9 protein-coding genes and 1 tRNA gene are annotated in these 13,634 nt (G+C 59.9%); 6 read left to right on the forward strand and 4 right to left on the reverse strand.

Translation table 11 applies throughout. The features are described 5' to 3' along the window. Positions 1–45: 45 nt before the first annotated feature. Both Q0O99_RS03715 and Q0O99_RS03720 read left to right on the forward strand, forming a co-directional pair. Positions 46–1,911, forward strand: coding sequence for an ATP-binding protein (locus tag Q0O99_RS03715; RefSeq protein WP_293748686.1), 1,866 nt, complete (start codon positions 46–48; stop codon positions 1,909–1,911). Beyond that, a complete protein-coding gene (locus Q0O99_RS03720) occupies positions 1,902–2,660 on the forward strand; it encodes a response regulator transcription factor (RefSeq protein WP_293748688.1) in 759 nt (252 codons plus the stop codon). Before Q0O99_RS03715 ends, Q0O99_RS03720 begins: the two co-directional genes overlap by 10 nt. A gap of 156 nt (positions 2,661–2,816) precedes the next feature. Here the strand turns inward: Q0O99_RS03720 and Q0O99_RS03725 are convergent, their stop codons facing one another. The 4 genes from Q0O99_RS03725 to Q0O99_RS03740 form a co-directional block, all read right to left on the reverse strand. Beyond that, positions 2,817–4,040 (reverse strand): phytanoyl-CoA dioxygenase family protein, encoded by a 1,224-nt coding sequence (locus Q0O99_RS03725; protein WP_293748690.1) that lies wholly within the window; start codon positions 4,038–4,040, stop codon positions 2,817–2,819. A 380-nt stretch (positions 4,041–4,420) separates the two neighbouring features. After that, positions 4,421–4,497 (reverse strand) — tRNA-Val (locus tag Q0O99_RS03730). A 62-nt stretch (positions 4,498–4,559) separates the two neighbouring features. Then, positions 4,560–6,749: a bifunctional (p)ppGpp synthetase/guanosine-3',5'-bis(diphosphate) 3'-pyrophosphohydrolase gene (locus Q0O99_RS03735; protein WP_293748894.1), complete on the reverse strand. Its 2,190-nt coding sequence runs from the start codon at positions 6,747–6,749 to the stop codon at positions 4,560–4,562. Positions 6,750–6,834: 85 nt separating this feature from the next. Next, positions 6,835–7,761, reverse strand: coding sequence for an alpha/beta hydrolase (locus Q0O99_RS03740; RefSeq protein WP_293748896.1), 927 nt, complete (start codon positions 7,759–7,761; stop codon positions 6,835–6,837). Between the two features lie 114 nt (positions 7,762–7,875). Between Q0O99_RS03740 and Q0O99_RS03745 the strand changes: the two genes are divergently transcribed. The 4 genes from Q0O99_RS03745 to rpoD all read left to right on the forward strand — a co-directional run bounded on the left by Q0O99_RS03745 (position 7,876) and on the right by rpoD (position 13,566). After that, entirely contained in the window at positions 7,876–8,646 is a 771-nt protein-coding gene (locus tag Q0O99_RS03745; RefSeq protein WP_293748692.1) for a 3-hydroxybutyrate dehydrogenase, read from the forward strand. Positions 8,647–8,650: 4 nt separating this feature from the next. Continuing rightward, positions 8,651–9,379: a two-component system response regulator OmpR gene (gene ompR / locus Q0O99_RS03750; protein ID WP_293748694.1), complete on the forward strand. Its 729-nt coding sequence runs from the start codon at positions 8,651–8,653 to the stop codon at positions 9,377–9,379. Continuing rightward, positions 9,366–10,757, forward strand: coding sequence for an ATP-binding protein (locus Q0O99_RS03755; protein ID WP_293748696.1), 1,392 nt, complete (start codon positions 9,366–9,368; stop codon positions 10,755–10,757). Before ompR ends, Q0O99_RS03755 begins: the two co-directional genes overlap by 14 nt. Before the next feature lie 298 nt (positions 10,758–11,055). Further along, positions 11,056–13,566: an RNA polymerase sigma factor RpoD gene (gene rpoD / locus Q0O99_RS03760; protein ID WP_293748698.1), complete on the forward strand. Its 2,511-nt coding sequence runs from the start codon at positions 11,056–11,058 to the stop codon at positions 13,564–13,566. Positions 13,567–13,634: the final 68 nt, after the last annotated feature.

Consider the following 13,634-nt stretch of genomic DNA (forward strand, 5'->3'; position numbering starts at 1 on the left):
AACCAACCCAGTGCCTGGCGCTGGTTGCTTGGGGCGTGCTTGGTGATGCTTGTTTTTGGGAGTGCCTTGGCCCAAAGTGCTGCGCCCACAGAGGGCATGTCAGCCCAGCGCTTTCAGGTTCAGCGAACCCTCTTTGTGGATGAAAGCGGGCGCTTGGATTTTGAAAGCGTACGCACACAAGATTTCAAGCCTTTCAACCCTCTGGAGCGATTGGCGATTGGTGACAAGGTCGCGTGGCTGCGTCTGCACATTGAGCAAGCCAATGGTGCAGATGCGCCGCTGTTGATGCAACTCATACCACCCCATCTGGGTAACGTGTCTGTGTACTCACCCTCTGGCACTGGTCAATGGCGAGAGAGAAGCTTGACGCCGCAAGACTTCATTTCAAAGACTGAACTTGGGGCAGCGGGCCAGGGTGAGGATTTCTATCTCAGAATCCATTCACGCCACAACGCAGCGGTGATTGCTTTTGTGGGGAGCAAAGAAGAACTGAATTTGCACGACAAGAAAATGGCCGTCATGACGACCATCATCAGCACGTTGGCACTGGTATTTTTTCTGGTCATGTTGTGGCGAACTTTTCACCATTTCAGCTTGTTGAACGCCTTGATCTGCAGCTTGTTGGTGTTATCGCAAATCCAACATTGGCTGACCTCGGGCCTCGCCATCACCCTGTTGGACTTGTCTTTGGCTGTGATCATGGGCCTAGCGACGCCCATCATCATTGCCAACGTTGCCATCGCCGGGGGCATCTTCACCGTGTTCTTGACAACGCTTTTCTCCGAGCAAGGCTGGCTGCGCTGGATGTGGTTGTGGTCTATTTTCCAGCTGGGCATGGTCGTTTATGCCTTTTTTGAGCCCAGCGCAGCCTCCAATTTGAGCATGTTGGCTTGGCGATGCGGCCCCCCGATCTTTTTTGCTTTTCTGCTGACAGCCGCGATTCGGGACCCCCGCACCCTGCGACAGCTTTCCAATAAAGTGGCATTTGGCGTCTTGTCGTTGTCATCTGCGATGTTTGTGGCGGTGTCTTGGAAGTCCGGGGGGGTTTTGGGTGGACATGCTGTCGAGTTGACATCGGATTTGTTTATCCAAAACGTCCTCAGCAGGACGGTCCCGCTTTTGGTGATCATGGGCTTGGCCACTTGGTTTTATGAGCGCCTCAAAGCCAATCAACTTCACGTTATCCAAAATGAACTGCAGTTGTCCCAAGAAAGCTTGGATTTGGAGAGCAAACGCCTGGAGCGTCAACGCAAGTTCACCGCCATGCTGGCACATGAACTCAAAAACCCACTGGCCGTGAGCCACTTGGCGCTGTCGGGCATCAAGGCGCGCATCGGTCAAGATGACCCTTTGCAACAACGGTCGGCGGCCATCGAGCAGTCGCTGCAAGAGATCGACGCCATCATTGACCGCTGCTCTGAAATGGACGGTTTTGAGCAAGGCCAGTTGCCCATGCGCATCGGGGCCTTCACGCTGAACGATTTGATGGCGGCCCTCAAAGCGACGCACCGCAGCGATCGGATTTATATCTTGGTGCAGGGCATTACAAGTGAGACGGTTCTGGTATCAGACATGCATTATCTGAAGATCATTTTCAGCAACTTGCTGACCAATGCACTCAAATACTCACCACCCGACACCTTGGTCGAGCTGGCTGTGCAAGCGGTGCAGCGCGACGGACAAGCGCCCATGGTGTCGTTTTGCGTGTCCAACGAAGTGGGCGAAGCCGGTACGCCCTCGCCCGATTTGGCGTTTGAGCGCTTTTACCGGGCTGAATCTGCGCGCAACCAATCAGGCGCAGGACTTGGCCTGTGGCTTTCCCAATCCTTGGCACACGCTTTGGGCACCGAAGTGGTGATGCAAATCCAATCACAAAAAATCAGTTTCACACTGGTTTTGCCATGCAAATGAAAACTGATGCCGCCAATGCCCCGCTGGGTGATCTGCTGGTGGTCGACGACAACCTGCGACTGAGCGGAGAATTGTCTGTCGTGCTTCATGCCGCGGGCTGGTCTGTGCGCTGTGCCGACGACGGCGAGAGCCTGCGGGCTTGCATGGCGCAGCAAGCGCCCGACATTGTGGTGCTTGACTTGAACTTGCCCGGTGAAGACGGTATCAGCCTGTGCAAGTGGTTGCGCAGCACCCATCCGCGCATTGGCATTGTGATGCTCACGGCCCGAGTCATGGGCATTGACCGCACCGAAGGTTATGTGGCGGGCGCCGATATTTACCTGACCAAGCCCACGCGGGCTGAAGAGTTGCTGGCGGTGGTGCGCAACTTGCGCCGGCGCTCGCAATTTTGTGCACCAGCGGTTGCGCCGCTGCCTGACCAACCTTGGACCTTGCACATCAAAGACCAGCGCTTGCTCTCGCCAAAATTGGACATGCTCAGCCTGACACCCAGTGAATGTTTGCTGCTGGAAACCTTGTCTACGGTCAATGGCCTGTGCACCTATGAGCTGTTGACCGACAAAATGGGCCACACCGGATTGAGCGACAAACAGGCCAAAGCGCGATTGGAAGTCATCGTCAGCCGATTGCGCAGCAAATTGGCCAAGTTCCCAGTCGATCGGCTGGAGATCAAAACCGACCATGGCACCGGCTACAGCCTGCCAAAGCCTTTGGCCATCAAAGCCCAAGAAACCAAATGGGGTCAATGACCCGCTGCGCAGTTCCACCATGCACAGCACGATGGCACCCAAGATAGTCGGTTTTCGGTCAGCGGCAACAGTCCCCGCTTGCCCACCCGCCTGATGGTCTCGCTCCTAAACCTCAAAAACGCCTTCAAAGAAAGCGACGAAGACTTGGTTCAGCGCTCAGATGCTCAGGTCCAGCCGGTTGTAGTCCTTCATCGTCGCGCGCACGGTCTCGTCCCAGCTGAAACGCTCGCCAGATTCGGCGTGCGGCCGATAGACGAAGGGCGTCTCCTGTGTGAAGCGCTGCCGCCGGGCGTCGATACCGTAGCCGATAGCGCGGGCCCGCTCGCGGATGCGGGCGTCGTCGAACACCGCCGGCGTCGCATGGATGCCGCCGCCCATCACGCCGAGCACCGAGCGTCGCCGGTGAAAGCCAAGGTTGAGCGTGATCCGCCAGTCGGGGCTTGTGTTGGCGAACGAGCCGTGCACCGCCTGCCGGTTGGTGATCGCCACGTCTCCGGGCTGGCAGATGATCGGTACCGCCTCGGGCAACCGGTCGGAGCCGGCCCGCGCCACCATCGCCTTGATGTCGACGCGGCGCTGGGCGTGCGACCCGGGCACCACCCACACGCCGTTGGCGGGCGTGCAGCCGTAGACCTGCGCCATGAAGTTGAAGCCGTGCGAGCCGGCGTCCCAATCGGGGCTGTCCCAGTGGGTGAGGCCGTCACGGTGCCAGGCCACCGATGCGCCCAGGCCGGGCTCCTTGATGAACAGCGCCTCGTTGAAGGGCACGAAGTCGTCGCCGTTGACCGCGGCTGCCACGGCGAGCAGGTCGGGATGCCCGTAGACCCGAAGATGTGTCTCGGAGAACTGCAGCGAGCCGAGGATCAAGTAGACGATCTCGTCGGGTGCACCAGCTGCCGCCGTCGGTTCATGCATCTTCACCGGATGGCGGCCCCCGGCAAGCGCGGTGCCGCCAAACGGATCGGCCAGGGGCTTCGACCAGAACAGGGTCGGTGCAGTGTTGTCGACCGCCAGCGCGGGCCGCCCCAGGGCATCCACCGCGGCGCCGCGATGGACGGGCAACCGGCCGAGCACGTTGTCGCGCAGGTCGGCCTCGATGTCGGCCAATTCCTCCGGGCCCAGCACGCCTTCAAGCACGTAGAAGCCGCAGCGCCAGTAGGCGTCGAGAATATTGGGGTGGATTCGGCCGTCCGCGGTGCGGCGAATGGGGCCACGGTTGCCGAGCGCGAAAGCCCGGGCCTCGCCGTCGCGCAGGTAGGACTGCATCGCGGCAGCATGCGCTTCTTGCGTCTCGTCGGCCGCGCTGACCGTGTCGGCGGCAGATGACGTGGATGAAGCGGATACCGCCGTTGTTTCTTGCAGCTTGTTCGGATGTTTCATTGCCTGGTCTCCTGACGATCGCGATCGGTGTCGCGTTGCCGATACCCTGAAGCCGTCCGCAGTTCAGTCCGGCAGAGAAAATCGGTCCTAGCGCGCCAGCGTGACTTGGCGTCTTTGATGCGCTCGCTGGTGCTTATCATAAATTCATTCCACACGAAGTCACTACCGGTAACTCATATAGATTTTGTTGCGCATGCAAAACTGCACCGTGCGATCGGCAACAACCCAGACGGCCAGATGCTGAACAACAAAGTGTTTTCGGGGGTCAAATTACGGCCGAACAGGACATCGATTTAAAAGCAGTTTCCCGTTTGGATTCCGTGCGGCCAAAAAAAAAGCACCGGGCGTTTCCGCCAAGTGCTTGATTTTCCTACCGAATTTGGTAGGCGCGACTAGATTCGAACTAGCGACCCCCACCATGTCAAGGTGGTGCTCTAACCAACTGAGCTACGCGCCTGCTAAGCCTTGAATTATAGCGAGAAAAACCCCCCATTTGGGCGGCGTTTCAATTACGGGTGCTTACCGCCTGCGGGCCGCCCTCACCCCTTTGACGCCGCGCACGCTGCCCAGAACTTTGTTCAAAGTGCCCGCATCGCCAATTTCCACCGTGAAGGTCATCCAGGCCGTGCCCTTGACCGACTGGGTCTGCACGCCGATCACGTTCATCTTCTCTTTGGCAAAAACTTCGGAGATGTCGCGCAGCAAGCCTTGCCGGTCAAAGGCTTCCACCGCCACATCGACCGGGTAAACCGAGGCATCAGAGCCTTTGTGTTCGCCCCAGCGAACATCGATCACGCGCTCGCCGTGGCGCGCAGCCAGTTCGCGGAAGTTGCTGCAGTCTTGGCGGTGGATGCTGACGCCCTTGCCGCGGGTGACAAAGCCACCGATCGCATCGGGTGGCGCGGGTTTGCAGCAGCGCGAGAGTTGCGTGAGCAAGGAGTCCACCCCCACCACCAGCACGCCCGATGCCGACTTGCGGGTGACTGCGCCCTTGAACTTTTTCTGAAAGTACTCATCAGCCTCCAGCGCGGGCTCGGGGGGGTTGAGCAACACCTCGATGTTGCGCAGCGAGTACTCGTCCTTGCCCACCACCTCAAACAAGCCGTCGGCCGATTTGAAGCCCAATTGGCTGGCCAAATCGTCCAAGCGGATCGCGGTGCGGCCCAGGCGCTGCAGGGATTTTTCGACCGCCTCACGGCCACGGGCGATGGTCTCGGCGCTGACTTGCGCATTGAACCAGGCCCGCACTTTGGCGCGTGCGCGTGGGCTGGCCAAAAAGACCAACTCGGCGTTGAGCCAGTCACGAGATGGCCCGCCCTCCTTGATGGCGGTGATCTCCACCGTCTGGCCATTGCTAAGCGGGGTGTTCAGGGGCACCATGGCCCCATCCACTTTGGCACCCCGGCAGCGGTGGCCCAGGTTGGTGTGTACGGTGTAGGCAAAGTCGATGGGCGTGGCGCCTTGCGGCAGCTCGACCACGGCGGCGTCGGGCGTCAGCACATAGATGCGGTCGTCAAACAGGCCACTGCCTTGCGCACTGGCTTGGGCAGCCCCTGACAGGTCGCGCTCCCAGGCCAGCAACTGGCGCAGCACGGCAATCTTGGTGTCGTATTCGCTGGTGGCCGACACCCCCGCGTAGCCTTTGGCCCCGGCTTCCTTGTAGGCCCAATGTGCGGCCACCCCGTTTTCGGCGTGCTCGTGCATGGCCTGGGTGCGGATCTGCACCTCAATCGGGCCCCCATCGGTGTCGCGCACCACAGTGTGCAGCGATTGGTAGCCGTTGGCTTTGGGCTTGGCGATGTAGTCGTCAAATTCTTCGGCAATGGGGGCAAAGTGTTCGTGCACCCAACTGAGCACTTGGTAGCAATCGGCCACGCTGGGCACCACCACACGCAGCGCACGGATGTCAAACACGCGGTCAAACGCCAGCAACTTGCCCCGCATCTTGCGCACGATGCTGTAAATGTGTTTGGGTCGTCCCGCCACCGTGGCCGCAATGCCCTGGCTGGCCAAAGCTTGCTGCAGTCGCTCGCGCAGGGCCACCATGTAACGTTCGCGTTCGGTGCGTTTTTCATCCAGCAGCCGGGCAATGTCCTTGTAGGTGACAGGCTCCAAAAAACGGAAGGACAGGTCTTCCATCTCCCATTTGATTTGCCAGATGCCCAAGCGGTTGGCCAAGGGCGCAAAGACCTGCAGGGATTCGCTGGCCAACTCGGGGGGCACGGTCAATTTGGTGGCGGCGAAGTGGCGCAGGGTTTGCAAGCGCGAGGCCAGGCGCAGCATGACCACCCGCAAGTCGCGGCTGAAGGCCAGCAGCATCTTGCGCACGTTTTCTGTCTGCAAGCGGGGGCTGAGCGGTGCGTTGTCAGTCCCCCGGGTGTGGGCCTCGGCCGCCCGGGACATGCGCTGCACCAGCACCAACTGGTGGGTTTGCATGGCCAGTTGCGCCAGCGGCAGACCAAAGGCCTTGGCCATCACTTCTTCGGGCTTGTTCAGGTGCGGGCAGGCATAAACCAAGTAACTGGCCGCCTGCATGGCCACCGAACCGCCAATGCCGGCCAAGATCGCGGCCACAGCCTCGGCATGCGCCAGGATGTTTTCGCCCGTGTCCAGCGTTTCGCCCGCGATCAACGGCTCGGCAAAAGCGCGGGCTTTGGCCAGGGTTTCGCCGTGTTGGGCACTTTCGGCGGCATCGGCCGTGGCCAGCATGACGGGCGGAAGATGCGCGGCATGCATACGGCTGGAGGCCGACATCGGCCTGGCCGAATGGCTGGAAGTGGGGCTGCCCATGGACTCAATCGCCCAGCAAGAGCTTGGCCACCACCGCAATTTGGGCATCGCCAGTCAAGGTGGGGGCATGGCCAAAACCCGGCCAAGTGTCCAGCTGGGCGCGGGGGCCGCGCTCGGTCATGGCGGTGGCGGTTTCGGGGGTGAGCAAGTCAGAGTCTTGCCCGCGGATGAGCAAAGTTTTGGCCTGAATCTGGTCGTACAAAGCCCACAACAGGGCTTCACCCGCCGCGGCCGCTTCGGGTGTCAGGGCCCGCACCGGCACGCCAATGGCCGGGTCGTAATGCAAGGTCACGGCGCCGTCGGTGCCGGGGCGCAGCATGTGCGCAGACATCTCGCGCCACACATCGGCAGGCACGGGCCCAAAACCGGTTGACAAGGCCCACAAAGCGGCAGCCGCCTCATCCAGATCGCGGTACTGGCCGTATTGGCCCACATAGGTTTGCATGCGCTGCACCGAGCCCCAGACGATGGCTGGCCCCACATCGTTCAGCACCAGACGGCGAATCGGCACAGGCAGCGGCAAACCAGCCTGCCCCGCCAGCACCATGCCGATCAGCCCGCCCATGCTGGTGCCCACCCAATCCAAGGTTTGCAGGGGGTTTTCTGGACCCATTTGCTTTTGGACCTGGGCCAGCAAGGCCAGCATGTCGGCGGCATATTGCGCCATCTGGTAGCCGGCAGGGTCAGCCAGCCAATCGCTGCGGCCACGCCCCACCACATCGGGGCAAATGACCTGCACGGGATGCGGGCTTTGGGCGACCAAGGCCTGGGCCAGTCGGTCAAAATCCCGGCCCTGACGCGTCAGGCCATGCACACACACCACCACATGGGCCGCTTGCGTGTCACCCCAGCGCCAAAAAGCCATGCAGTGCTCGCCTTCGGGATGGGGACAGGCCACAAATTCAAGTTGAGGTCGGGAGTGCGCAGGCATCGTGGCGGTCATGACAAAGGGTAACAATCAAAAAGCGCTGCGGCTCTAACAGAGCTTTGGCAGCGCCATAATGGGTTTTTTGATCATCCTAATTCATCTTTCGGAGTGGACATCATGTTGCAAGGTAAAACAGCGTTGGTCACCGGCTCGACCAGCGGTATTGGTCTGGGCATTGCCAAGTCTTTGGCCAAACAAGGCGCCAATATTGTGCTCAACGGCTTTGGCGATGCCGAAGGCCCCAAGGCCGAAATTGCCGCACTGGGCGTCAAGGTGGTTCACCATGGCGCCGACATGAGCAATGCCTCTGAGATCGAAGCCATGATGAAGTTCGCGGCCGACACCTTTGGCCGCGTGGACATCCTGGTCAACAACGCCGGCATCCAACACGTGGCCAAAATCGAAGATTTTCCGGTCGAGCGCTGGGACGCCATCATTGCCATCAACTTGACAAGCGCTTTCCACGCCACCCGTTTGGCCTTGCCCGCCATGAAAGCGGCCAATTGGGGAAGGATCATCAACGTGGCTTCGACCCATGGTTTGGTCGGCTCTGCCGAAAAATCGGCCTATGTCGCTTCCAAGCACGGCGTGGTGGGTTTGACCAAAGTCACCGCCCTGGAAAACGCCACCACCGGCGTGACTTGCAACGCGATTTGCCCCGGCTGGGTGCTGACCCCCCTGGTACAAAAACAGGTGGACGCCAAAGCCGCCGCCATGGGCCTGTCCAACGAAGAAGCCAAAAAAGTCCTGTTGCTGGAAAAAGAACCGTCCATGCAGTTCACCACCCCCGAAGAGCTGGGCGAACTGGCGGTGTTCTTCTGCTCTGCAGCCGGCAACAACGTGCGCGGCGCAGCCTGGAACATGGACGGCGGCTGGACGGCTCAATAAAACCATGAGCCACTCCCCCCGCTTGGACAAAATTGTCATCGTCGACGATGACGCCCGCATTCGAGACTTGTTGCGCCGATTTTTGTCGCAAGAAGGTTTTGACGTGTTGTTGGCCGAAGACGGCCGGGCCCTTGACCGCATCCTGCTGCGCGAGACCATCGACCTGATGGTGCTGGACCTGATGCTGCCCGGGGAAGACGGCCTGAGCATCTGCAAACGCTTGCGGGCCAGCGGGGTCAAAACGCCCGTGATCATGCTGACCGCCAAAGGCGAAGACGTCGACCGCATCAACGGCCTGGAGATTGGGGCCGACGACTACTTGGGCAAACCCTTCAACCCCCGGGAGTTGCTGGCCCGCATCCATGCGGTGCTGCGCCGCAGGCCGGTCATCGAGCTGCCCGGTGCGCCCTCTGCCGAAAACGAGGTGATCAACTTTGGCCACTTCAAGCTCGACTTGGGGGCCCGAGCCCTGAGCAAAGACGGCGTGGACATGGCGCTGACCACTGGTGAATTTGCCATGCTCAAGGCCTTGGCCAGGCACCCCCGTCAATCGCTCACCCGCGACAAGCTGGCCCAACTGGCGCGTGGCCGCGAGTTCGAGCCCTTTGACCGCAGCCTCGACGTGCAAATTTCCCGTCTGCAAAAAATGATCGAAGTCGACCCCGCCACGCCCAAAATCATCCAGACCGTCTGGGGTGTGGGCTACGTCTTTGTGCCCAATGGACAACCGTGAACCAGCGCCCATTGACGCAGACAAGGTAACGCCCACGACATCCGCTGGCCCCCTGGTCACGCTCAGTCTTTTTTGGCGCACCTTTATTTTGTTGGCCTTGCTGATTTTTTTCAGCAGTGTGGCGTGGTTGCTGATGTTCAAAACGCAGGAATACGAGCCCCGCATCCTGCGCAATGCCCACCAAATCGCCACGGTGGTCAACCTGACCAAAACCGCGCTGAAAAACAGCGATGAAATAGCGCGCTTGTCTCTCATCACCATGCTGGCCGACGAGGAGGATGTCAGCATCCAGCTGCGCGAACCCACGGATCGCATTGCGACCTTCACCGATTCCGGCATGGACAGCCGACTGGTCAATGAGATGATCAACCGACTGGGGCCCGGCACGGTTGTGGCCTCCAGCGTGAACGATGAAGAGGGTTTGTGGATTGGCTTTGCCATAGAAAGCGACAGCTATTGGTTGCAAATGGACCCCTCTCGCCTCAGGCCTCTAGGGGGGACGGCCTGGCTGATCTGGCTGAGCATCACCACATCGCTGTCACTGTTAGGGGCGGCCGTCATGGCTGGCTTGATCAACCGGCCGCTCAAGCGACTGTCCTACGCCGCCAGTCGCGTGCGGGAGGGGCATTTTCATGGCGCAGCCTTGGACGAGGGGGCCGCGACCAGCGAAATACGTGAAGTCAACATCGGCTTCAACCGCATGGCCGAGCGCTTGGCCAAAATCGAAGCCGAACGCGCTTTGATGCTGGCCGGGATCTCGCACGACCTGCGCACGCCCTTGGCCCGCTTGCGCCTAGAAACAGAGTTGAGCGTGAGCGACCCGCAAACCCGCGAACTGATGGTGGCCGACATCGAACAACTGGACGACACCATTGACAAGTTCTTGGACTATGCCCGCCCAGAACCCACCGAGTTGGGGCCTGTCCTATTGACCGGCGTGATCAGCCGATGCATCACCCCGTGGCGTAACAACACACGCTTGCAAATCACGGTGGACGTCGGCGAAGACCTGCAAATTCAAGCCGAACCTGTGGAACTGGGACGGGTGCTGTCAAACCTGCTGGAAAACGCACGGCGCTACGGACAAAGCCCCGCGGACGGCATCACACGCGTCGAAATCGTTGCTCGCGTGCACGAAGGCTGGGTGCTGCTGCGCGTGCGAGACCAAGGCCCAGGGGTGTCTGTCGAAACCCTGAAAAACCTCACCCAACCTTTCTTCAGAGGCGATGCGGCCCGAACATCGGCCACCGGCTCTGGCCTGGGCCTGGCCATCGTCGAGCGCGCCGTTCAGCGCATGGGCGGCACTTTTTCAGTGTTCAACAACAGCGCTGGCGGCTTGATGGCCTTGATGAAATTCAAGCAAGCCGACAACGACTGACCCGTTCCCACGGGGCCAGTTGGCCAAGCCCCATAAAAATTCAGGTAGAATAGTGGGTTTTCGGCAAGCGCGACAGCAGCACCTCCGGCCAGACCACCGCCTTCAGCGCGACGCCCCCAAGCGGGCAGGTCACCGTTCCGCAAGGACTGCATTCCAAATGTTCGCCCAACCTCTTGCCCATGCAGATTCAACGCTCAACTGATACTTTGATCTGTGCCTTAACCCACGCCCGCGCCGGGATGTATTTGGCGCTGACTGTGTCTGTTTCCTTGTCCCTTTTTGTGATCTGAGGTTGTCCATGCCCGCTCAAAAGCCCAAGAAGCCTGCCCAGGCCCCTGCCAAGTCCAAAGCCGTTGCCCAGACCCCTGTCACCGCCAAAGCCAAAGCGCCCGTCGCCAAGGCCCAGGCAGCAGTGAAAGCGCCAGCCAAAGCACCTGCCAAGGTGTCCGCCCCGGCGGCGGCCAAAAAATCTGCCCCACCGGTGGGCAAATTGGCCCCCAAGGCAGCAGCGCCCAAAGTCAAAGCCACGCCACCCCCAGCCGCCTCTGCTCAGCCTGTGAAGAAAGCCGCCTCCGTGCCCGCCAAGAAATCCGAAGTCATCGACAAGAAACCCGCTGCCAAAGCCAAAGAGGCTGCAGCCGACGTACCACTCAAAAAACCAAGCAAAGTTGCCAAAGCCGCAGCGCCCGCCGAAGACAACACGCCGGCGGCCAAAAAAGTCGTGGTTGGCGCCAAACGCGGACCCAAGAAAAAAGGCAGCATTGCCGAGCCAAGCATCGACGATGAATTGGCCGAACTCGAAGCCGAACTCGACGAAGAACCGGTGGCCCAGGCCGATTCGGGCACCACTGAAAAGGTCAAGCCCCTGCGCATGAAGATCAGCAAGGCCAAAGAACGTGCCTTGATGAAAGAATTTGGCCTGGACGAGACCGTCCTGACCGAAGCCGAAATGAAGCAGCGCCGCGACCGTCTGAAAGCGCTGATCAAACTGGGCAAAACCCGCGGCTACCTGACCAACGGCGAAATCAGCGACCACTTGCCCGACAAGCTGGTCGACGCCGAAACCCTGGAAGTGGTGATCGCCACCCTGAACGACCTGGGTGTGGCGGTGTACGAGCAAACGCCCGACGCCGAGAGCCTGATCATCACCGACAACGCGCCTACCGGCTCAACCGAAGAAGAAGCCGAAGAGGCCGCCGAAGCCGCCCTGTCCACCGTGGACAGCGAATTCGGCCGAACCACCGACCCCGTGCGCATGTATATGCGTGAAATGGGCACGGTGGAACTACTCACACGCGAAGGCGAAATCGAAATCGCCAAGCGCATCGAAGGCGGTTTGATGGACATGATGGCCGCGATCAGCGCGTCTCCTGCCACCATCGCTGAAATTCTGCGCCTGGCCAACGAGATCCGCGAAGGAAAAATCGTCATCTCCACCGTGGTGGATGGTTTCGCCAACCTGAACGAGGCTGACGACTACGTGGCCGAAGAAGACTTCGACGAATTCGACGAAGCCGACGACGACGATGGCAAAGGCGGCTCCAAAGCCCTGACCAAGAAGCTCGAAGAGCTGAAAAATCAGGCCTTGGAACGCTTTGACCGCATCACCGATTACTTCGAAAAAGTGCACAAGATTTACGACAAGGAAGGCTGGGGCACCCCCGCCTACGTCAAGGTGCAATCGGTCCTGTCCGAAGAACTGATGACCATCCGTTTCACCGCCAAAACCATCGAAAAATTGTGTGACATGGTGCGCGGCCAAGTGGACGATGTGCGCAAAAAAGAGCGCGAATTGCGCCGCATCATCGTAGACAAATGCGGCTACCCGCAAGACAACTTCATTGCCGACTTCAGCGGCCGCGACAAAAACGGCAAGCGCATCCCCTCCAACTTGCTCAACCTCAAGTGGATCGAAAAACAAGCCGCTGCGGGCAAGAGCTGGAGCGCCGTCATGGGCCGCAACATTCCGCCCGTGCAAGATCTGCAGCAAAAACTGATGGACTTGCAATCGCAAGTGGTGGTGCCGCTCGATGAGCTGAAAGACATCAACAAGCGCATGAACGCCGGTGAGCGCTCGTCTCGCGATGCCAAGAAAGAGATGATCGAGGCCAACTTGCGCTTGGTGATCTCGATCGCCAAGAAGTACACCAACCGCGGCCTGCAATTCCTCGACTTGATCCAGGAAGGCAACATCGGCTTGATGAAAGCCGTGGACAAGTTCGAATACCGCCGAGGCTACAAGTTCTCGACTTACGCCACTTGGTGGATTCGCCAGGCCATCACCCGCTCGATTGCGGACCAGGCCCGAACGATCCGCATCCCGGTGCACATGATCGAGACCATCAACAAGATGAACCGCATCTCGCGCCAGCACTTGCAGGAATTCGGCTTTGAGCCCGATGCCTCGATCTTGGCCGAGAAGATGGAAATTCCGGAAGACAAGATCCGCAAGATCATGAAGATCGCCAAAGAGCCGATCTCCATGGAAACGCCGATCGGTGATGACGACGACAGCCACCTGGGTGATTTCATCGAAGACAGCACGCACACCGCGCCCATCGATGCCGCCCTGCAAGCCGGTCTGCGCGACGTGGTCAAGGACATCCTGGACAGCCTCACGCCCCGCGAAGCCAAAGTGCTGCGCATGCGTTTTGGCATCGAGATGTCCACCGACCACACCCTGGAAGAAGTGGGCAAGCAGTTTGACGTGACCCGCGAACGCATCCGCCAGATCGAAGCCAAGGCGCTGCGCAAGCTCAAGCACCCTAGCCGCTCTGACAAACTGCGCAGCTTCATCGACACGATGTAAACCTGCCGGTCTGTAAAAAAACCAAAGCCTCCCGACTGCAAAGTCGGGAGGCTTTTTTCCGCGCTTCG

This window comes from Limnohabitans sp. Rim8 (assembly GCF_945901735.1).
Classification (GTDB): domain Bacteria; phylum Pseudomonadota; class Gammaproteobacteria; order Burkholderiales; family Burkholderiaceae_C; genus Limnohabitans_A.

Coding starts and splice junctions, on each gene's coding strand:
- Q0O99_RS03715 (WP_293748686.1), top strand. CDS start 46: ATGCTTGTTTTTGGGAGTGCCTTGGCCCAAAGTGCTGCGCCCACAGAG.
- Q0O99_RS03745 (WP_293748692.1), top strand. CDS start 7,876: ATGTTGCAAGGTAAAACAGCGTTGGTCACCGGCTCGACCAGCGGTATT.
- Q0O99_RS03740 (WP_293748896.1), bottom strand. CDS start 7,761: ATGCCTGCGCACTCCCGACCTCAACTTGAATTTGTGGCCTGTCCCCAT.
- Q0O99_RS03725 (WP_293748690.1), bottom strand. CDS start 4,040: ATGAAACATCCGAACAAGCTGCAAGAAACAACGGCGGTATCCGCTTCA.
- rpoD (WP_293748698.1), top strand. CDS start 11,056: ATGCCCGCTCAAAAGCCCAAGAAGCCTGCCCAGGCCCCTGCCAAGTCC.
- Q0O99_RS03720 (WP_293748688.1), top strand. CDS start 1,902: ATGCAAATGAAAACTGATGCCGCCAATGCCCCGCTGGGTGATCTGCTG.
- ompR (WP_293748694.1), top strand. CDS start 8,651: ATGAGCCACTCCCCCCGCTTGGACAAAATTGTCATCGTCGACGATGAC.
- Q0O99_RS03755 (WP_293748696.1), top strand. CDS start 9,366: ATGGACAACCGTGAACCAGCGCCCATTGACGCAGACAAGGTAACGCCC.
- Q0O99_RS03735 (WP_293748894.1), bottom strand. CDS start 6,749: ATGCTGGCCACGGCCGATGCCGCCGAAAGTGCCCAACACGGCGAAACC.